Below are 20312 nucleotides of genomic sequence, written 5' to 3'. Positions count from 1 at the left end.
GTGCATTATCGCGTAGCGTAACGCACCATCCTAGATTTAAAGTTTTGCACTTTATTTGATCCATGTTCGTTAATGAAGCTAATCTATCTTCGTAGATGTAATTAAATCAACCAACCTTTTAAACGTTTGGCTATGTGGGGACGGCGCAATTTTCGCATGGCTTTGCTTTGAATTTGTCGCACTCGCTCACGAGAAAGATTGAACATGTTGCCAACTTCTTCTAAGGTACAGGGTTCGCTGGTTGTCAAACCATACCGCAGAGAAATTACATCTTTCTCCCGTGGAGTTAACACGTCACCCAAGACTTCCCAAATCTCCTGACGCATCATGTTTTCATTCATTTTTGCTTCTGGAGACAGGTTATCTTCATCTTCTAGCAAATCCATTAATTCCGTGTCTTCTTCTTTACCTACACGGTGGTTGAGAGAAAGTGCTTGACGCCGTAGTTGTTGTAGCTGGCGTAGTTGTTGCACACTAATTTCCAAACTTTCTGCCATTTCTCCTTCGGTAGGATTGCGACAAAGTTTTTGCTTGAGTTCTCGTTGTGCTTTTTTTAGCTTGTTAAGCTTTTCAACAATATGAATAGGTAGCCGAATTGTCCGCGCATCGTTAGCGATCGCCCTGGTAATCGCTTGTCTAATCCACCAATAGGCGTAAGTAGAAAACTTATATCCTTTATCTGGATCAAACTTTTCTGTAGCGCGATTTAAACCCATCGCTCCTTCTTGAATTAAATCCAGGAAAGGCACTCCCCGATTTAGGTATCGTTTAGCAATAGAAACTACCAATCTCAGATTCGAGCGAATCATTTTGCGTTTCGCTACTCTACCTTGATACAAGCGACTTTCTAATTGCTTTTCCGTCATTTCTAGCTCGGAAGCCACCTCTACCTTGCTAGGTTCCTGTCCCAGTTTTAATTCTAAGGCTGCTTGTAATTCCCTAACTTCTTCTAGAAACCTAACTCGCCGCGCTAACTCTACCTCTTCATCAGCTTTTAGAAGGGGATAACGCGCCATTTCTTTAAAAAACGCGCCGACGGCATCATCATGCTCGGTTTTATTGTATCCCGAAGGACGAGCCGCAGCCATATCATCCCCGTCGCGTTCGTCTGATTCCAGATTTTCTACTACAATTGGAGGTTCTTCATCTGCCACTGCTTCTAAAATATCGAGTAATGGTTCTTCAATATCAGCAGTGTTCTCCAGTATTTCCATTTCTCCTAATTCAACAATATTCATAGTTTCCTTTAGGGATTGTTGCTTTGTTTGGTACATAATTTAGTTACAGCTACTCCTTTGAGGCTTGGTAGTTTTCCCTAAGGGACGAATGCACCCGTTTATATAGCGAAATTCAGGCTTATGCTAATTTTTCTTCAGGAATGAAAATCGGCATCTACCTAACACATATACGTTACAGTTAGATACAACCTATAACTAAACTGGCCTTCGCACCCAACAAAACTTTCTTCTCAGGCTCCTAACAGATTATATTCTTCATTTTTTTCTTAATTACCAAATATGTCAAACCCCCTCAAACTTTCTCAACCTTAACAAACATAGAATTCTCAGCTAACCATCCAAATATCTTAAACTTTCATATATTTTTATAAATATTTTTAATGTTTATCTCTTGGAAATCACTGGATAAATTAAAAACTTGGTGCTGGAGTTATGCATTCCTGATTTCAATTTACCCAGATGAGAGAAATTATAATAATGGCAGCTTAATTTCAAGATATTCTTATTTGTATAAAAGCATCTCATATACAGAAAGGGTTGAATATCTATCGATAGGCGGATAAAGGCTACTCCCTATTTAGTAGATGGAGCAACTGTTGCAGGAAGGGCTGACATGGTTTTATTTGTATAGTGGGTACCAAATATTTATTGCATGTACAGTTGATACGAATTTGTCTAGTAGATTACATAAGAGGAAACTTATCAAGTATTATGAAGGATAACAGTATTGGGAAATACCATTTAAGTCTAACAAAATAAAAAATTAGACTTAATTAAGCTAGGTTACTTTTAACCAGCTATGTGAGGTAAATATCTAACTATAAAGTCAGAAACTATGTATATTAATGACGTAAAATTATCTCCTTTATTAGTATCTGAACCTAGTGAATCATACAAGTCAGGTATAACTGTTAATAGGTGGGTTGAAGTACTGGTAGACTGTCCCGGAAGTACAGGACTATTTACTTATCGATTGCCAGCCCAGTTAGAAATAAAACCAGGGGATATTTTGAGCGTGCCATTTGGGGCACAACAATTAGGAGCGATCGCAATTCGGTTACTGGCACAACCAAATGTCGATTTACCACCAGAAAAAATCCGGGAAGTAGAAGATATAGTCAGCGTTGGATTTTTCCCAAGTGCTTATTGGGAATTACTCAATCGAGTTGCTGCATATTACTATACGCCCCTAATTCAAGTAATCCGGGTTGCTCTGCCACCAGGGTTACTGGGGCGATCGCAGCGCCGCATCCGCCTTGTTGGAGGCGGGGGGGCAGGGGGGCAGGGGGGCAGAGGAGCGGAGGGGAGTCGTTATTTACTAGGATCTGCTGATCCTTTGGCTTTTTTGACTCCTACTGCACGGCAAGTTTGGGAAATTTTACAAGGGCAACCGGCGGGAGATTACAGTTTTGTCTACATCCAACAAAAAGTCAAATCTGCCTATCGAGGAATTCGGGAGTTGCTGCGATTTGGTTTAGTAGAAAGCTACTTAGAACCACCGCGATTAACTCGACCAAAGTTGCAAAAAGCAGTCACGCTTACAGGTACAATTGACCACGACTTAACTACTCGCCAAAGAGAGATTTTAGAAGTGCTGCGGCGGCATGGTGGAGAGTTGTGGCAAAATGAATTACTACAAATTTGCAATGCTAGTTCTTCTATACTCAAAACGTTGGCACAAAAAGGTTACATCGTCATCGAAGAACGGGAAGTATTGCGAACCGAACAGGGGCCAGCATTAGCAGGCGATGGGGCTAAATCTTTAACTGTTGCTCAAGCTAGCGCCTTAGAAACAATCCAAACACTAGATGGATTTGCTGAAGTTTTATTGCATGGGGTGACAGGTTCAGGAAAAACCGAAGTATATTTGCAAGCGATCGCACCTCTCCTCAAAGTCGGCAAATCCGCCCTTGTTTTAGTCCCCGAAATTGGACTAACACCCCAGCTAACCGATCGTTTTCGCGCCCGTTTTGGTAATAAAGTCAGCGTCTATCACAGCGCCCTCTCCGATGGTGAACGTTACGACACTTGGCGACAAATGCTCACAGGAGAACCTCAAGTTGTCATTGGTACGCGCAGTGCAGTTTTCGCCCCTTTGCCCAACCTGGGTTTAATTATTTTAGATGAAGAACACGATAGCAGTTTTAAACAAGACTCCCCCATACCCACCTACCACGCCCGTACCGTCGCCCAGTGGCGAGCAGAGTTAGAAAATTGCCCCTTAGTGTTAGGTTCCGCGACGCCCTCGTTAGAGAGTTGGGTAAGCGTGAGGAGGCAGGGGGCAGGGGGAGCAGGGGAAGAATTCGTAACTCATAACTCTTGTACAGACGCGATTAATCGCGTCTCTACTCTTTACCTCTCACTCCCCGAACGCATCAACTCCCGCCCTTTACCGCCGGTGGAAATAGTCGATATGCGGCAAGAGTTGCAGCAGGGAAATCGTTCTATATTTAGTAGATCGCTCCAAGTTGCTTTGCAACAGTTGCAAGAGAGAAAACAACAGGGAATTTTATTTATCCATCGGCGGGGACACAGTACTTTTGTATCTTGCCGCAGTTGTGGATATGTATTGGAATGTCCTTACTGTGACGTGTCGTTAGCGTATCACCACACCGAAGAAAAAGCACCGGAATTATTGCGCTGCCATTATTGTAACTATGCGCGATCGCACCCCAAATTCTGCCCCGATTGTAGTTCCCCTTACCTGAAATTTTTCGGTAGCGGTACTCAGCGAGTAACGCAAGAACTAGCGCGACAATTCCCAGAGTTACGCTTGATTCGTTTTGATAGCGATACCACTCGTAACAAAGGCTCACACCGTACCCTACTCACCCAATTTGCCAACGGCGAAGCAGATTTATTAGTCGGTACGCAAATGCTCACCAAAGGATTAGATTTACCACAAGTGACACTTGTGGGCGTTGTCGCCGCCGATGGATTGCTAAATTTATCAGATTATCGCGCCAGTGAACGGGCATTTCAAACCTTGACTCAAGTCGCTGGACGTGCTGGTAGAGGCGATGATCCGGGGAGGGTGATTGTACAAACTTATACTACAGAACATCAGGTAATTGCAGCAGTGCGATCGCACGATTATCACTCTTTCTCCCAAGCTGAATTAGAACAACGCCAAGCCCTCAATTATCCCCCTTATGGGCGGTTAATTTTATTGCGCTTAAGTAGTCTCGATCCCATTCAAGTGCAAAACACCGCGCAAATAATTGCCACAACCTTGAGTACAGAAGAAGAATTCGAGATATTAGGCCCAGCACCAGCAAGTATTTTGCGGGTAGCTAATCGTTATCGCTGGCAGATATTGATTAAATTTGCCCCCGATGCTTTACCACAATTGCCAGATTGGGAAGAAGTGCGATCGCTTTGTCCTTCATCTGTTAGCTTGACAATAGATGTAGACCCATTAAATATAATGTAGAGACGCGAAATTTCGCGTTTCTACAAGGTTTATCGAGAGCTAAAAGTCAAAGGTTTAGCGGTCATCATTTATGATAGTAGCGACTCCTTGGTTATTAGCGAATATGGCGTTTGCTGCACCATAGAGATTGACAAAAAATGTCTCGTTACCTTCAACTTTTCTATCACCTCTGACACCAATGCTTAGAATTTTGCTGGTTTCGCCAGGGTTAAAAATAATTGCCCCCATTCCGGAATTGTAATCAGAGTCAGAAGTTTTGGCAGTGCGATCGCTCGTACTGTAATTGACAATAACCTGTTGATAGATAGCATTGGAAAGGGTAACGGCAAAGTTTACGTTAGTTATCATACCTGTGCTGCCTTCGGCGACCGAGACATTGGAAATCTTGATACTGGGAATTTGGTTAATGTCATCATTAATGATAGTAGCAACTCCCAGGCTATCGGTAATCGTAGCGTTTGAGGCACCAAACAGATTGACAGAAAACGTCTCATTGGCTTCTGGTTTGTCATCGCCTTTAATGCCAAAGCTAACGGTTTTGAGAGTTTCGCCAGGATTGAAAATGAGTGTCCCCAGCCCAGAATTATAATCAAGGTCAGAAACTTTAGCAGTGCCATCATTAGTGTTGTAATTGACAATCACCTGCTGATAGCTGGCATTGGAAAGAGTAACGTTAAACTTGCCATTAGTTGGTAAGCCTGCGTTGCCTTCAGAGAGCAAGACATCCGAAATACCGATAGTGGGTTGCTGATCATCGTTGATGATATCTACTGTAGCTAAACTGGCAGCAATTGTGGAACTTTGCGGCGCAGCTGTCAGGTTGGGGTTACTCAAGGTGACACTAATGTTTTCATCGAGTTCAAATTGTTTGTCAGCTAAAATATCAACTGTAATTGTCTTTGTCTTTTCCCCAATGTCGAAGTTTAAAGTCCCGGATAAATCACTATCTATAAACTCACCAACTTGACTAATTTCTCCACTTCTAATTAGAATGCTCTTATAGTCACTATCAAAAATTGCTGTGCCAGTAATGGCATAATCCACTGTACTTGCTACACCAATACCACCACTGCGGGCAACGGTAAAGGTAACAGATTGAGTGCCGCTATTACCTTCAGTCAAAGTTAGGGTATTAGTAGAAATTGCGTATTGAATTAAATCGTTAGCACTAATAACAGAAACATCGTCGATCGCAAACCCATGATCAAAGCCTGCGTCATTGAGGTCTTCCCAACGTAATATAATCTCTTCGCCTGGAACTATTGGGGTAGCTAGGTTAAAAACTATAGGTGTTATGGAAACTCGATTTGCAGCCGCATTCCCATCTAGGGAACCTGGTGTTGCAGTTGCAATTGGCCCAGTAAAATCCAACGATGTTACAGGTTTCCATGTTCCTGTTGTTAGGCTTGTGAGAGTTAACCCAGTTTGATAGCTAAAGTTCAGCTCTTGCTGTGATAGGTTATTACCATTACGCCATTGTTCACCTGTGTAACCGACTTTCAACGCAGTAATCGGTGAACCTGTGTTGTTTGTAAGGCGTAACCCATAGTAAATAGTTCCTGTAGTACCAGAAGCTATTGAACCAAGCGATCGCTCAGTCGCAGAAGTCGAACCAAAACTGTACAATCCATCTGTGTTATCACTGCCAATACCAGCGTCGTAAATTGTTCTTGTCGCGTACCAACCCGCAATGGTTGAATCATCAGCCCAAGGAATAGATGTTCCAGAATTAGCTAAGGAGTTAAAGTTTTGAGAGTAGGATATGCCAGTAAAACTCGCTGGCAGGATAGAGTTGTAAGCCTGTATTACTTCAGGCTGAAATGCCAAATTAGCCTCAATTTTTCCCGTCTTCACCTCTAAATCCCAGTTGCCACCTAACGCTGCACTTCCTGTTTTGTCGGTGGAAGCGGCGACATCTGCTCCAGTAATTTGGCTAAAAAGCTGTACAAATTTCGTGCCTTCTCCACTTGCCACATCACAGCCATAAAGTAGAATGTCAACATTATCAGTTAAAGCATTTCTCCACTTTTGTAACTGATTTGTGTAGCTATTCAGGTTGGTGAGGTTGAGGTCAGTTGACCCTAATTGCAAACTCCCCACGCCGCCGTGGGAGACAATGTGAACTGATTGAACCGAATTGGATTTACGTCCTGCGAGAAACTCGGTGATTTGTGTTAAAGCATCTTGATTATGGTCAAGGATAACAACTTCACTGCCGAGTATGATACCAGCTAGCAGGCTTTGGTAATCAATAACTGCTGTATCTATAAAAACAATATTTGTGCTTGCTTCTTTTAACGTCATAATTCTCGTCCTTTAATAAAACTTTAGATTGAATAAAATACTTGTTGGCTCTAAACATTTAGCTTGTTAGTGTTTGTCACCCAGCACTAAATAGGAAGCGAATGTTGAGCCATTCGCTTCCATTCCCAAATCGAATTGACAACAAAACCTCTTCTTGATTGGGAAAAAGTGCAATATTTATACTGGTTACCCCTCTTCTGTCACTCTCCGGGAGGGCGATCGCTAGAAGCCTCATGAGGCAATCAATACAAGCTATACTATTAGAAAAAAAATAGGTCTTGTATTTCTTATTAGAAAAGAATCGCGCGTAGGCGTAGCCCGTCGTAGACATCGCTTGCTATACAAAAGCTCTAGATTTTAGAAAAGGCAAATGTTTTCGGAGAGTGACAGAAGAGGGGTATATGACCAAGTACACCCTAGAAAAACTAAGCTATGTTCTAGTTATATTTTTCTAAGATGATACAAATTTATACTTTTAAAAGTAGCCAAACAATTGTATTTATACTTAAATAAATTCAGAGTGAATCCAATACAGTTGGGAAATTTCGCGTCTCTACTAATTAATTAATCAACAATTCTGGTGCTACTAATCCTTTTTGGATAGCTAAGACTGCGGCTTGAGTGCGATCGCGTACTTCTAGTTTCTGTAAAATAGTATGGACATGAACCCGCACTGTACCAGGGGCAATGTAGAGAACCTCGGCAATTTCTTGATTGCTTTTGCCAGTTGCTACGAGTGCCAAAATTTCTTGCTCCCGCTTGGTTAGGGGATTTTCTAAAGATTCCTCAGTTTTTGCAGGCAGCACCATAGTAGAATTGCCCTCAAAAGCTGCTCTAATTTCTGTGGTTGCCGTTTGATCCCACCAAGAAGCCCCTGCTGCAACCGATCGCACTGCTAATATCAGAGACTCAGCCGGAATACCTTTGAGGCAGTAACCTTGCGCTCCGGCGGCAATTAACCGCGAAATCAGGGGTTTTTCAGAACGAGAGGTTAAAACAAGAATTGGTAAATTTGGGTGCTTCTGCTTGATTTGGCGACAAGCCTCAATTCCGCCAATTCCCGGTAAACCTATATCCAGCAAGACCAAATCCAGGGGATAGTGATTTGCTAATTCTACAGCTTGTTCCCCATCTTCTGCCTCTGCGACAATCTCCAAACTGGTTTCTTGTTGCAACCGCATCCGCAGCCCAAGCCGAAATAATTCATCATCTTCAACAAGTAAGATTTTCGTCATTTATTATTAGTCATTAGTCATTAGTTAGGAGTTAGGAGTTAGGAGTTATGAGTTATGAATTCTCCTCCTGCTCCCCTGCCCCCTCATCTCCCGGTTGGTGAGCGAAGTCGAACCACATCTCCCCCTGCTCCCCCTGCCCCCTGCCCCTCATCTCCCCGGTGGTGGACAAGCTGGGAGGCGGAAACCAAAGAGTGCGCCTCGTGGTGAGCGATTCTCTGCCCAAATTGTACCCCCATGAGCGGTAATAATTTGCCTGGTCAAATAAAGCCCTAGTCCAGATCCACAGACGTGGCGATCGCTATGTCCTTGATAAAATCTTTCAAACAAGTGGGGTAACTCTTCTTCGGTAATGCCGGAACCAGTATCGAGTATTTTTACTACTTGATCGCTAGAATAACTTTCAAGTACTACTTCTACTTTACCGCCACGAGGGGTATGGTTTATGCCATTACTCAGGAGATTGGTGAAGACTCGCCCCAGTTGCAAAGGATCACCGTTTACCCAAATAAAGCTGCGAAAATCTGATTCCCCATAGTGGAGAGAAATATAAACCTGGCGCGTTCTCGCTAGTTCAGTCAGGGTGGCGATTACCTCCTCCGCCACAGTTGCCAAATTAACAGGTGATAACTGTAGTTTCAGCCCTTCGGCATCATTGCGGTATACATCTAAAAGCGTTTGGACTAATTGCAGTGTACTCCGATGACTACGAGCCATTGTTTGTAAAACTTTGGCTTGCATTGGCGTAATTTCACCAAATTGCTCATTTTGCAAATATTTCAGCGTTTCAATTGCTCCTAATAAGGGTGTTTTCAAATCATGGGTTAGGGTAGAAACAAAATCTTCACGCATGGTAGCTAGTTGTTCTTGAGAGCGTAATTGTGCTTGCGTATAAGCGATCGCTTCTTCATTGCGGTGGTTGCGATCGCTTAACCAACCTGTTACCACCAACGCCAAAACTGCAATCAACCTATTTGCCAAGGTTGGGAGATGAACTATTTCTCTTCCAGGAATAAACAAATTCAATAATGTTAATCCCGTAGCTGCAAGAGTGATCCCCAATACAGCACCCCGATTTAATCGTGAATCTGCTAACAAAATCGTCCCTGTGTAGAGGTAGCCAAATACGTACTCAGGTGGTGTTAAATATTCCAAGACTATCACGATCGCAAAGGCGATCGCTATTAGCCCATAAGTCTCTCCACGCTCGTTTATAGCTTCTTTCATAGCCACTAATCGATTTAATCTCTTCATTTCTGATTTACTAAAAAATCGTTATCCTACAATCTTTACAAGTATTTAATTCAGCGATTATGATTTAGCTGCAATCTATATCTGCAAATTTAACTCGACCATTAACCCGAAAATTCTGATTGTCCAGATCCAAAAACCGTGACTGGGGATTGATAGGGCTATTTCGTTCTAGACATAAACCGCCCAGAACTAAAGTTCCTCTCTTGCTAAAGTCCGTTAAAAAGGGCTATAACCTTTTCTCAGTCGTCTTTAGACGACTTTCGCTATTAGACTCAGAATTCATTCTGAGGCGGGCTAGATGAGAATGAAATAGCCTTGGTTAACTGAAGATTGGGGGCTAAGTAGTTCCCCTCCAGGGGTGGAGTATTTACCACAACCTTCCGAATCCGTAATCCCTTTACTAAAATTCTCTGGGATGTTTATATTCTTTGAAAGTAGCAAACTTCGATAATGTATTGTATAAACAAATAATCCTAGCTAGTGAGATAAATGAATTAATTAGGACTTACGCATTGACAGAAAAGCCAAAATAGCAGGTATAATTTTCAAGGCTTATAGCTAGATTTTTCAATGATATTTTGGCGATCGCGCCCAATCAAGGGTGATAGACAAAAGCCTGAAACAACGTATTTACGTTGGTACACAAGATAGTTATTTTGTACAGTGCGTAAGTCCTGTTAATAATAAAAAATTAAATATTCTTAACAAGAAAATTAATAAATATCTGGATAATAATAACTGAAAATACTAAATCTAGATTTAAAAATGACGGTGACATGAGATATCACCAAATCCCTCGAAATCAAATACCTCAACAGTTAATCTGTTATTTCTAAGAATTGGCTTGCTAGTACTTAAATTTAATTGAGCGCGAAATATATGGGACAAGGTTTTTTGCAAATTGGCTTAACGCTATGTATTGTCATAGCAATCACTCCGTTACTGGGTAAATACATAGCGCGTGTCTTCTTGGGAGAAAGAACACTGCTTGATTTTTTGATGAACCCCATAGAGCGAAGTATGTTCGTACTAGCGGGTGTCCGCAGGAAAGATGATATGAGGGGTTTGCAGTATATCCGGGCTGTAATTTTTACTAACTTAATCATGGGTATCTCAGTCTATTTACTGATATATTTTCAGAGACTCTTGCCCTGGAATCCTAACGGTTTAGGTGCTATCAAATGGGATGTATTACTGCACACAACTATTTCCTTTGTGACGAATACCGACCAGCAACATTATGCTGGTGAGACAACTTTAAGCTATTTTAGCCAGGTAGCGGCTTTAGGCTTTTTGATGTTTACCTCCGCAGCCACCGGGTTAGCCGTGGGAATTGCTTTTATTCGCGGGTTGACAGGGAGAAAATTGGGGAACTTTTACGTCGATCTTGTGCGTGGAATTACGCGAATCTTGCTGCCGATTTCGATTATTGGAGCGATCGCCTTACTTGTAGCAGGTGTACCACAAACATTAAAAGAGACTCTGGTTCTGAGAACCTTAGAAGGTGGAACGCAATATATTGCCAGAGGCCCCGTGGCATCCTTTGAAATGATCAAACTTTTGGGCGAGAACGGCGGAGGCTTTTTTAGCGTAAACTCAGCCCATCCTTTTGAAAATCCCAATGGTGCTTCTAACTTGATAGAAATGATCGCCATGATTTCTATACCAGCAGCCTTGATTTACACTTACGGTATATTTGCCAACAACATCAAGCAAGCTTGGCTACTTTTCTGGATGGTTTTTGTGATTTTTGTAGTTCTGGTGGGAGTGACAGCCGTAGGAGAACTCCAAGGTAATCCCCTTGTTAATAACGCCTTTGGATTAGATCAGCCCAATTTAGAGGGTAAAGAAGTTCGATTTGGGTGGGCACAAACGGCATTTTGGGCAGTTATGACTACCGCTACAATGTCTGGTGCTGTGAATGGGATGCACGATTCTTTAATGCCGCCAGGAATATTTTCGACTCTCTTCAACTTGTTTATTCAGGTTATCTGGGGTGGACAGGGAACTGGAACAGCTTACCTATTTATTTACTTAATTCTCACAGTATTCCTAACTGGACTACTGGCAGGGCGCACCCCAGAGTTTTTAGGGCGCAAAATTGAAAAGCGAGAAATCGTTCTCGCCAGCGTCGTGCTGTTGATTCACCCAATTTTAGTTTTGATTCCCAGTGCGATCGCCTTGGCTTATCCCATCTCCCTATCTGGAATTAGCAACGCTGGTTATCACGGTATTTCTCAAGTAGTTTATGAATACGCCTCAGCAGCAGCAAATAATGGCTCCGGCTTAGAAGGGTTGAAAGATAATACCCTGTGGTGGAACTTGAGTACAATAGTTAGCCTCATCGGAGGACGCTACATTCCGATAATTGCTATCCTTTTGTTAGCTGACGGCATGTCTCGTAAACAACCAGTTCCTGAAACCCCTGGTACTCTAAGAACGGATTCTCTAGTATTTACTGGTATCACTGCTGGAGTGACATTGGTTTTGGGAGTATTGACTTTCTTTCCCGTTCTGGCTTTAGGCCCCATAGCCGAGGGGATGAAACTAGCATCTGGCAGTTAGAAAATTTATGAGTTATGAGTTATGAGTTATAAGTTGGGGATATTAAGAGAATACTAAAAAATAAATTAACGTTGTGTGCGACTTTATCTCAAACCTAACCCCCAACGCCAACCCTTGTAGCGTTGGGGAGCAAGAATCAAAGCCTATCGACTTTTCAAATGGAAGCGGGGTTCTAAGAATAAGTTGCACATTGCGTTAAATTATCCGGTTTCGTAGGGTGTATTAGCGATCGCGTAATACACCTTCATCAGATAGTGCGTTATAACGCACTTTACAAATTGGATCTTTTCTATATTAGAAGTTCCAAATAACTCCTAACTCTAACCATGTCAAGGTGATATGTAGCTTAAATTTCATATTCGCTTAAACAAAATCTTCAGTTGTTCTTTTAGAATTTTGACAATTCCGAGTTCAAAGGCTCAACTTCCGAGTTCAGAGGCTCAACTTCCGAGTTCAAAGGCTCAACTTCCGAGTTCAAAGGCTCAACTTCCGAGTTCAAAGGCTCAACTTCCGAGTTCAGAGGCTCAACTTCCGAGTTCAGAGGCTCAACTTCCGAGTTCAGAGGCTCAACTTCCGAGTTCAGAGGCTCAACTTCCGAGTTCAGAGGCTCAACTTCCGAGTTCAGAGGCTCAACTTCCGAGTTCAGAGACAATACAGTTCAGTTAGCGACAAAAACTAAAAACTGCGTAGGTTGGGTTGAACTTTAGTGTTACCCAACAAACCACTGAAAATGTTGGGTTCCGTTCCTCAACCCAACCTACGATTCTGCTTAACCCAAGCGTCTTGAGTTCAGAAGCTAGTTATGAAAACAAGATTCACCTTGACAGCGCTACTCTTAACTCCTAACTCCTAACTCTTGTACAGACGCGATTTATCGCGTCTCCACAATACTCTTGTACAGACGCGATTCATCGCGTCTCTTCTAACTTTATTCATAAATCAAGTGGGAACTAACTTCAAAGCTAGACGGACAAATCCTCGTTCTGGCGATCGCCGCCAAGCACGTAAAAAGGCCAAAACAATTAATAAGTGGCTGTACTTAAGGGCAATGAAAGATGCTTTTGTCAAGCTCAACCCTAAGTATGCAATCAAAAATCCAGTGATATTTGTGGTTTGGGTGGGGACAATCATCATTTTATTGCTAACAATTGATCCCAACCTATTTGGCCCAGCCCTGCAAAAGAACCCGCAAGTTTTCAACGGTTTGTTATCGGGAATTTTATTCTTTACAGTTTGGTTTGCCAATTTTGCCGAAGCAATTGCCCAAGGGCGGGGTAAAGCCCAAGCCGATGCCTTGCGATTAACGAAATCAGAAGCGATCGCTAAAAAACTTGCTGCTGACGGCATAATTAGTGAAGTTTCATCCACCAGCCTTAGACAGGGCGATAACATCTACGTTATTGCTGGCGATATCATTCCCGCCGATGGCGAGGTAATCATGGGCATCGCCTCAGTGGATGAATCGGCAATTACTGGCGAATCCGCACCAGTATTAAAAGAATCAGGTTCCGACGTTGCCAGTTCCGTCACTGGTGGGACGCGGATTATCTCAGATGAGCTAATTATCCGCATCACTCATGACCCAGGTAAAGGCTTTATTGACAGGATGATTGTCTTAGTAGAAGGGGCAGAACGCAGCAAAACACCCAATGAAATTGCTCTGACAGTATTGCTGGCAGTTCTCAGCTTAGTGTTTTTGTTAGTTGTAGTAACTCTGCCCGCACTTGCTTACTATGTCAACAGTCCAGTTAGCGTACCAGTTTTAATTGCCCTATTAGTAGCATTAATTCCTACAACTATTGGCGGCTTACTAAGTACAATCGGTATTGCTGGGATGGATCGAGTTGCCCAATTTAACGTTATTGCCACTTCAGGACGAGCAGTCGAAGCTTGTGGAGATATCAACACTTTAGTTCTGGATAAAACAGGTACAATTACCCTCGGCAACCGTTTGGCGGAAGAGTTTATTCCGATCAACGGTCATTCAATATCAGAAATTGCTAATGTTGCGTGGGCGGCTAGTGTCTTTGACAATACACCAGAAGGTAAATCTATTGCGCGACTGGCAGAAAAGTTAGGCGCAAGGTTTGATTTCGACTTCAACCACGCAGAAGGAGTTGATTTTTCTGCCAAAACACGGATGAGTGGTACAAACTTGCCTGGTGGGTATGAGGCGAGAAAGGGAGCAGTAGAAGCCATTAAAGAATTTGTTCGTTCCCGCAACGGACGCGATACGCCAGAATTGGATGCTACCTACGAACGAGTTTCTCGCCTGGGAGGTACACCCCTAGCAGTTAGCCTAGATAACGAAATCTATGGAATTGTTTATCTCAAAGATATAGTTAAACCTGGTATCCGCGATCGCTTTCTTGCACTGCGACGGATGGGAGTGCATACCATCATGGTAACTGGAGACAACGGGATTACAGCTTCTGTCATTGCCCAAGAAGCTGGAGTTGATGACTTCATCGCTGAAGCCACACCAGAAGACAAAATCAGCGTCATTAAGAAAGAACAAGCAGCAGGTAAACTAGTTGCCATGACAGGAGATGGAACTAATGATGCCCCCGCATTAGCCCAAGCTAACGTCGGCGTTGCCATGAATACAGGCACGCAAGCTGCAAAAGAAGCTGCCAACATGGTAGATTTAGACTCCGATCCCACAAAGCTGATCGATATTATTAGCATTGGTAAACAATTATTAATTACTCGTGGGGCATTGACGATATTTTCCATCGCTAATGATATTGCTAAATACTTTGCGATTATCCCAGTGATATTTGTCGCGGCTAATTTGCAAAGCTTGAATTTTATGAATTTAACTAGCCCTAATTCTGCTGTTCTATCAGCGTTGATTTATAATGCTTTGATTATTCCCGCTTTTATTCCGTTGGCATTGAAGGGTGTACGGTTTAGTCCGCTGACAGCTAATCAGCTACTGCAACGCAATATCTTAATTTATGGCTTAGGTGGGGTGATTGCGCCGTTTATCGCCATTAAGTTGATAGATTTACTGATTACAGTTGTAGGCTTGGCTTAAGAATAGTAAAAAATAAAATATTATCAGTAATTGGAAAACTTTTTATGGCTATTATTCGAGAAACTATCAGAGCAATTTTTATAACTCTAATGCTTTGGTTGTTGACTGCAATCATCTATCCTCTGATAATCCTTGTAGTGGGTCAAGTTTTTTTCCCTGATCAAGCTGACGGCAGCATCAAGCTGGGTCAAAATGGTGAACCAATTGGTTCAGCTTTGATTGGTCAAGTGTTCACATCTGAGCGATATTTCCATTCTCGTCCCAGTACTGTTAGATATAGCCAAGGCAAAAAAGCCAAGCCAACTGGCATATCTGGAGCGAGCAATCTCGCTGCAAGCAATCCAGAATTACTAAAACGGATTTTAGAAGAGGCAGATAAATTGCGAGAGGAAAATCTTCAACCGATCGCTGATATGATTTATACCTCTGGCTCTGGTTTAGACCCGCATATTTCCTTGAAAGCAGCACGGCAGCAATTGACGCGGGTTGCTGGTGCGCGGGGAGTAAAAGAAGATGAGATTTTACGTTTAATTAATAAGTATACTGATGACAGATTTTTATGGATTTTTGGCGAACCGGGAGTCAATGTTCTCCGATTGAATTATGCTCTTGACGTGCAAGATTTTTCTCGTCAGTAAAATCAGTAAATTGGGCATTTGTCATTTGTCATTAGTTATTCTCCCCCTGCTCCCCCACTCCCCACTCCCTACTCCCCACTCCCTACTCCCTATTTTCAAATGTCAGATAATAGTAAGACTGGTTCAGCTGGCACTGTACCTTTAAATTCTGCAAGTTACTCGCTTTATCCGGTACGACGGCGGGGTAAGCATAAAATATTTATTGGCATGGCTCCTGGAGTAGGCAAAACTTACCGGATGCTGGAAGAGGGACACGCACTTAAACACGAAGGGCTTGATGTTGTCGTTGGGCTTTTAGAAACCCACGGACGCAAGGAGACAGCTGAGAAGGGAGAGGGACTGGAAATTGTACCCCGTAAGGAATATCCTCGCGGTGAGTTGACGCTGACGGATATGGATACAGATGCAATTTTAAAGCGATCGCCCCAATTAGTCTTAATCGATGAACTTGCCCATACCAATGTCCCTGGTTCCCCGCGCGAAAAACGTTACGAAGATGTAGAAGTAGTTTTAGCAGCAGGTATTGATGTCTACTCCACAATGAATGTGCAACATTTGGAAAGTCTCAATGACTTAGTAGCTAGAATTACAGGCGTAGTCGTCCGTGAGCGTGTTCCTGACAGGATTCTGGATGAAGCAGATGAAATAGTGGTAATAGATGTCACACCGGAAACATTGCAAGAACGGTTATTAGAAGGCAAGATTTACGCACCAGAAAAAATCCAACAATCTCTCGATAATTTTTTTCAACGCCGTAACCTGATTGCTTTGCGGGAATTGGCTTTGCGGGAAGTGGCAGACAACGTGGAAGAAAATGCGATCGCTACTACCCCCAATGGGCAATTTTGTAATATTCACGAGCGGGTTTTGGTGTGTGTATCCACTTATCCCAACTCAGTGCAGTTGTTACGGCGGGGTGCGAGGCTAGCTAACTACATGAACGCGCCGCTTTATACCTTATTTGTCGCCGATCCAGAACGCTTCCTCACCAAAGAGGAAAGCTTACACATCCACACTTGTGAGAAATTGTGTAAGGAATTTGAAGGTAGTTTTATTCGTGTTACCAACAGTAACGTAGCAAATGCGATCGCCCAAGTTGCCGAGAAATATCGGATTACCCAAATTGTAATTGGAGAGAGTCAGCGATCGCGCTGGCAAATGCTCCTCAAAGGATCTTTGACGCAAAAATTAGTCCGCTTGCTCAAAAATATTGATTTGCATATTATTGCCAGCGAAAAAATGGTTTCACCCAAATAGGCGATCAAATTTCCCCAAAAACCTCAGAAGTAAAGCTTCCATGCAAACCATAGGGAATATGATGCTTGAGATGTAGGCGAGCGATCGCTCCTTTAGAGAAATCACTAGCATCCAAAATTACCAAATCTGAACGGTGATAGGTAGCATCATAAACCAAAGCTAATACCCAACCATCATCTTCTTTTTCAGAACCTGGGCGCGGGACAAAAATCGGTTCACCAACAAAACCACGGGGTGCAGCACTCCAAAATTGTCTTTCAAGAGACTCTAAATCAATTTTTAGCAATGCTTGTAAGGGAGCATTACCAGTTTCCGCATGAGCCGCACCTATATATAGATATCGATAAGGGCGTCCCACATTCGCCGGATGTATAGTGGGAAATTCACAACAACGGCCATCGATCAACTCCCGCCCGACTGTTCCATCCTTTAGATTCAGAGAAAATCGCCAAAGTTGCCCAGGTGAAGAAGCTTCAAAATCAATTTGTCGAAAATCGCTTTCGGGTTCCACTTCTGGCAAATTTTGGTAACAAATGGAGTCAATCAAAACTTCCTCTCCTACCTCAAAAGCATTAACATGGTGGAAGACAAAACCAGATTGAGTTTCGAGAAATTTTATCTCTTCTTGCCCTTCTTTAGGAAAGCGGGGAATAATTAAAATTTGAGTTGGCTGATTTGGCTGAAATTTAATACATTCTCCCGCCGCACGTATTCCCAAAGCGAAAGGTATAGGATTAAAGGTAACAGGATTTTGAAAGAAGATGCAGTAATTGGGAGTAATAACAAAATCGTGAATGAAACAGAAACCTGGAACACTATGAGCGTGCTGTCTGATAATTTCACCCGATGGATTTAGCTCAAAAATAGTAATTGTGGTAGATAATCCTGGCTTAATCGAGAAATTTACCAGGCAAGGTGCGCCCCCATCTTGGTAACAATTATTTTCCACACGGGGATGTGCAGCGAAAGCTTCACCTGCTGACAAAGCACCATTAAAATATTCATTTCCCAGTGTTTCAAGAGTATAAGGATCGAGGCGATATGGTTCCGCCGCTTCCCACATTGCTAGCAGTTTCCCACCCCAATAGATAACATTTGTATTGGCGATATTTTTAAGATTGAAGTCAAAAATATTAGCTAGCCAACCGCCGGGTTTTTGAGTACCAAAAGTACCGCGATGGAGAATTTTTCCCGCCTTTTGCTCTGCCAAATAGCCAGTTGTGCGGACAAAGCGGTTGCGAAAATGGGCACGACCATTAATAAAGGTAATTTTGCTAATCATCCCATCCCCATCAAATGGGTGATGAAGAGGTTGCCCATTCACATCCAGCAAACCGGGGCCATTTCTAAACAGCGTACCTTGTAACTCTGTGGGAATTTGCCCTTCTATATCATCAATCCAATAATCAAACTCTTGGGTTAGAGATTGATATCCTCCTTGCCAGTCTGCACGGGTGTAGGATTTTTCTGCAACTTGGCTTTCTTGACTTTTTAAATGCATATACTTTGTTTTTTCTTGTTATTTTGGACGAAAAGATGTAACAGCTAAAAAGGTTTTTTTGTAACTTTAGTACAACGCGAAGGCAGGAAACCACCTCGACTTAGTGCGAGATTTATTACACTATTCGACTATTTTCGACTCTGGTTCTCTCAGTACCAACTCAGACATCAAATCTGGCAAAAACCCTTCTTCACCATCAATGGATGTCTCAGTTTGTTCCTCAGCAGCAGGTAGCCAGTTGATAAATGGTAGGGGTAACAGCGTGCTGAGGTTAGTAATTAGCACCAATAGCCAAAGTGATTCAAAGTTCGTTGCAGTGATGCCCAGCCAATAGGTAATTAATGCCCCAAGTGCATGGGAAACCGTTCCTGCTGAATTAAACACCGACATTAACAGGGCAAATAATGTCGCTTCCACACCAGAGGGACAAAGCCTTGCTGCTAGAACCATCACTTGCATAAAGGCAATTTTCCCCATTACAGAGAGAATCAGGCTATCACCCAAACTAAACCAGTGGTCATCTATACCCAATAGCCTGTTTGTGTGAGTCACTAACAACAGCATCGTCATCCCCAAAATTGAGGAAAGGACAGTACTCCAAGCAAAAATTACGCGAAAAGGGATGCTTTTGAGGAAACGTTGAAAAATCCAAACACCTGCTAAAGAAGCGAAACTTGTCACCAAATGCACCCGCCCCAAAAATTCTGGTTCAAAGTGGAGTTCGTTGGTAGCGAAGTAGAAAAAGGCTGAGTCAGCATTTGGGGTAGCTTGCCAGATGAAGATAAACGCCGTTGGTAGCCAGATTGTTTTTTGGCTAATGGCTTGGCGTAGCTGCCCCAGTTGATGTTTGATTGGTAAAGGGTTGGTCTGATTACTATCTTCAGCATCTTTGCTAACTGGGGATTCAGCAATTAACCAAGCTACCCCTGAGACGATGAGAGGGAATAAGGCGGTTATTCCAAAGACGGTACGGCTAGTAAGGTATTGCAGCAGCAGACCACTAAAGTATGCTGTTATTAAACCTCCGATCGCAGAAGCACCCCAGCACAGAGATTGTAATGAACCGGCTTTTGCTAGGGATTCGCCTCTAGCTCGTTCCACAACCAGTGAGTCAACTATGACATCACTCATGGCAACACTAAGAGAACCAAGAGCGATCGCTAATGTAGCTGCCCAGCTAGTATGAACTATTGTGGCCAGACTCGCCCAAGAAGCAGTTCCTAGTATCCCCGATAAAATCAAATAAGGACGCCGACGATAGCCAAATATAGGCAAGCCATCAGAGATGAAACCAAACACCGGCTTGATCATCCAAGGTAGGAAGACAATTCCCAACAGTGCCGACACCTCGACGGGACTCAGCAGCAGTTCATCTTTAAGGAAAAAGCTCACGGCTAGACGCGATAATCCTAAAATTCCTTGGACAAAATAAACGGTGAGAATTGCAATTAACTCTGCATTAGGTTCATTACCCAAGAAGATTTTCTGTGTTATGGAGTCTTTGACCTTGGACAAGCCAGATGATTGAAGCACCATTCGATAAATATTTTTGAAGTTTTATCTACTTTTCTATCATATCGATTCTTAAGAAGTGGGCTTTGTTTGTGTGCCCCTAAATTCCGCAAATTCCATTCGTCATTGCTCAAGTTGATACCGATAAGCATTGCTGACTTTTCACGTTATGTGCAAAAGCCAACGATTGACCTAACCCCCTTCCCGACGAAGGGGAAAAATTCAAAGTCTCTCTCCTAAGAGGAGAGAGATTTAGAGAGAGGTTTTCCAGATACCGCTGAATTGTCAGACAAGCATTGTACCCCTACCAAGGTATTTCTATAACAATCCTAAATCAA

12 protein-coding genes are annotated in these 20312 nt (G+C 42.7%); 5 read left to right on the top strand and 7 right to left on the bottom strand.

The features are described 5' to 3' along the window. Nucleotides 1–101 precede the first annotated feature (101 nt). Complete coding sequence (locus D1367_RS01105; RefSeq protein WP_118161913.1) at nt 102–1274, bottom strand: RpoD/SigA family RNA polymerase sigma factor; 1173 nt, start codon at nt 1272–1274, stop codon at nt 102–104. 799 nt (nt 1275–2073) lie between these two features. Here D1367_RS01105 and priA point away from each other — a divergent pair. Then, a complete protein-coding gene (priA, locus tag D1367_RS01100; RefSeq protein WP_118161911.1) occupies nt 2074–4671 on the top strand; it encodes a primosomal protein N' in 2598 nt (865 codons plus the stop codon). 54 nt (nt 4672–4725) lie between these two features. Here priA and D1367_RS01095 read toward each other — a convergent pair whose 3' ends face one another. The 3 genes from D1367_RS01095 to D1367_RS01080 all read right to left on the bottom strand — a co-directional run bounded on the left by D1367_RS01095 (nt 4726) and on the right by D1367_RS01080 (nt 9434). Next, entirely contained in the window at nt 4726–6975 is a 2250-nt protein-coding gene (locus D1367_RS01095) for a DUF4347 domain-containing protein (RefSeq protein WP_118161909.1), read from the bottom strand. A gap of 560 nt (nt 6976–7535) precedes the next feature. After that, nucleotides 7536–8210, bottom strand: coding sequence for a response regulator transcription factor (locus D1367_RS01085; RefSeq protein WP_118161904.1), 675 nt, complete (start codon nt 8208–8210; stop codon nt 7536–7538). A gap of 147 nt (nt 8211–8357) precedes the next feature. After that, the gene (locus tag D1367_RS01080) at nt 8358–9434 is read right to left on the bottom strand and encodes a sensor histidine kinase (RefSeq protein WP_228674678.1); all 1077 of its coding nucleotides are present in this window, start codon (nt 9432–9434) and stop codon (nt 8358–8360) included. 906 nt (nt 9435–10340) lie between these two features. Between D1367_RS01080 and kdpA the strand changes: the two genes are divergently transcribed. Next, entirely contained in the window at nt 10341–12026 is a 1686-nt protein-coding gene (gene kdpA, locus D1367_RS01075) for a potassium-transporting ATPase subunit KdpA (RefSeq protein WP_118161899.1), read from the top strand. 388 nt (nt 12027–12414) lie between these two features. Here the strand turns inward: kdpA and D1367_RS01070 are convergent, their stop codons facing one another. Next, complete coding sequence (locus D1367_RS01070; protein ID WP_118161896.1) at nt 12415–12678, bottom strand: hypothetical protein; 264 nt, start codon at nt 12676–12678, stop codon at nt 12415–12417. 282 nt (nt 12679–12960) lie between these two features. Here D1367_RS01070 and kdpB point away from each other — a divergent pair, with 282 nt between their 5' ends. The 3 genes from kdpB to D1367_RS01055 all read left to right on the top strand — a co-directional run bounded on the left by kdpB (nt 12961) and on the right by D1367_RS01055 (nt 16961). After that, complete coding sequence (kdpB, locus tag D1367_RS01065) at nt 12961–15066, top strand: potassium-transporting ATPase subunit KdpB (RefSeq protein ID WP_118171001.1); 2106 nt, start codon at nt 12961–12963, stop codon at nt 15064–15066. Between the two features lie 44 nt (nt 15067–15110). Continuing rightward, complete coding sequence (gene kdpC / locus D1367_RS01060; RefSeq protein WP_118161894.1) at nt 15111–15704, top strand: K(+)-transporting ATPase subunit C; 594 nt, start codon at nt 15111–15113, stop codon at nt 15702–15704. Between the two features lie 99 nt (nt 15705–15803). Next, the gene (locus D1367_RS01055; RefSeq protein ID WP_118161891.1) at nt 15804–16961 is read left to right on the top strand and encodes a universal stress protein; all 1158 of its coding nucleotides are present in this window, start codon (nt 15804–15806) and stop codon (nt 16959–16961) included. Between the two features lie 4 nt (nt 16962–16965). Here the strand turns inward: D1367_RS01055 and D1367_RS01050 are convergent, their stop codons facing one another. Both D1367_RS01050 and D1367_RS01045 read right to left on the bottom strand, forming a co-directional pair. After that, on the bottom strand, nt 16966–18462 hold the full coding sequence (locus D1367_RS01050) for a carotenoid oxygenase family protein (protein ID WP_118161888.1): 1497 nt from the start codon (nt 18460–18462) through the stop codon (nt 16966–16968). Nucleotides 18463–18582: 120 nt separating this feature from the next. Then, the gene (locus D1367_RS01045; protein WP_118161885.1) at nt 18583–19998 is read right to left on the bottom strand and encodes a folate/biopterin family MFS transporter; all 1416 of its coding nucleotides are present in this window, start codon (nt 19996–19998) and stop codon (nt 18583–18585) included. Between the last annotated feature and the right edge of the window lie 314 nt (nt 19999–20312).

Origin of the sequence: Nostoc sphaeroides (assembly GCF_003443655.1) — a bacterium.
Taxonomy (GTDB): Bacteria; Cyanobacteriota; Cyanobacteriia; order Cyanobacteriales; family Nostocaceae; genus Nostoc; species Nostoc sphaeroides.
This window is presented reverse-complemented; position numbering and strand designations above follow the sequence as displayed.